The sequence below is a fragment of the Leucobacter sp. NPDC077196 genome, from assembly GCF_040687075.1.
In the GTDB taxonomy this organism is placed as follows: domain Bacteria; phylum Actinomycetota; class Actinomycetes; order Actinomycetales; family Microbacteriaceae; genus Leucobacter.
This window is the reverse complement of record NZ_JBFBML010000047.1, coordinates 1-1,457: the sequence shown is the minus strand read 5'-3', so window position 1 is coordinate 1,457 and position 1,457 is coordinate 1. Positions and strand designations below refer to the sequence as shown.

At 64.9% G+C, this 1,457-nt stretch carries 1 protein-coding gene; it reads right to left on the bottom strand.

The genetic code is table 11. The features are described from left to right. Positions 1 to 35 precede the first annotated feature (35 nt). Positions 36 to 1,202 (bottom strand): IS30 family transposase, encoded by a 1,167-nt coding sequence (locus AB0O71_RS15450; RefSeq protein ID WP_363746736.1) that lies wholly within the window; start codon positions 1,200 to 1,202, stop codon positions 36 to 38. Positions 1,203 to 1,457 lie beyond the last annotated feature (255 nt).

Genomic DNA, 1,457 nt, shown 5'->3' with positions numbered 1-1,457 from the left:
GGCGGATTCAAGGGGTGGTCGCAACACCGATTGAACTAGACAAGTTCTAGCAGACGCTCGGCTGGAGTTTTCCAGCCGAGCGTTTTGCGTGGGCGGCCGTTGAGTTTCTGGGCGACGTGTTCGAGGTCTTCGGGTCCGTGGACGGTCAGGTCGGTGCCCTTCGGGAAGTACTGGCGCAGCAGCCCATTGGTGTTCTCGTTCGACCCGCGCTGCCAGGGGGATGCGGGGTCGCAGAAGTAGACCGGAACGCCGGTCGCGATCTTGAACGCCTTGTGACCGGCCATCTCTGCGCCCTGGTCCCAGGTCAACGACCCGCGCAGATGTTCCGGGAGCGTGCCGATCAGGTCCACCAGGACGTCGCGGACGGTCTCTGCGGTGTGGTCTCCCTCTGGCAGGTGCCCGAGCATCACATATCGGGTGGCGCGTTCGACGAGCGTGACGATCGCGGACTTGTTCAGCTCCCCGGTGATCAGGTCGCCTTCCCAGTGCCCCGGGACAGCACGATCCTCAACCTCGGCGGGACGGTCGCTGATCATGACCATCGGGTCGACGAACCGGCTCGTGCGATGTTCCGGCGACCGGTGCGGTTTGCGGCGGGTGCGCCCAGTGCGCAACGCCGCCTGAACTTCACGCTTGAGCCCGCCACGAGCCTGGACGTATATCGCTTGGTAAATCGTCTCCGTGCTCACGCGCATGCCCTCATCGTCGGGATGATCCTCGCGGATCCGGTTTCGGATCTGCTCTGGAGACCATTGTTCCCGCAACCCCGCGCTCACGTAATCCCGTAACGGGCCCGACTGGGCGAGTATCGCCGGTTTCGGACGTGCCCGCGCGCCAGCGGCAGCCCGGTGCGCCCCGTGCGGCAGATACCGGCCGCCCACGGTGTGCGTGTCGAGCTCACGCTTGATCGTCGACGCCGACCGACCCAGCTCTCTCCCGATCGCTCGCAACGACAGACCAGCGCGGTGCAGGTCTGCGATCTTCTCCCGCTCGATCAGCGATAACAGCCGGGAACCGACCTGCTCCGGTACCAGCGGTGGTGGACTCTCCATGGTCTCCATCGTGACCCGCCCGGTCGTGTAATCCACACGCCGCCCATCCGGATAGAACCGCGAGTTCCGCGACTTACGAATCCCGTGTTCCCAGTCACGAGCGGTGCGCTCGTTGACACCCACACGCTCTACCGCCTCGCGCCGACTCACGCCCTGCTCACGCAGCTGCAGATACTCGGCCTTGCGCGGATGGCCCAGCCGTCGCGACGACAAGCCAGACTGTCGAGCCCACGCGAACGCGGTATTCCGATTCAGGCCGAGACGCCGCGCGACCTCTGTCACGCTCCCGATCTCGTCCATCAACACCATGAACCGCGCCTTTAACGACGCAGATTCCTCCGAAAACGACACGGTGGTCGCAACCTCCCGAAACTCGGGGTGTTGCGACCACCGTTAGAACCCGCC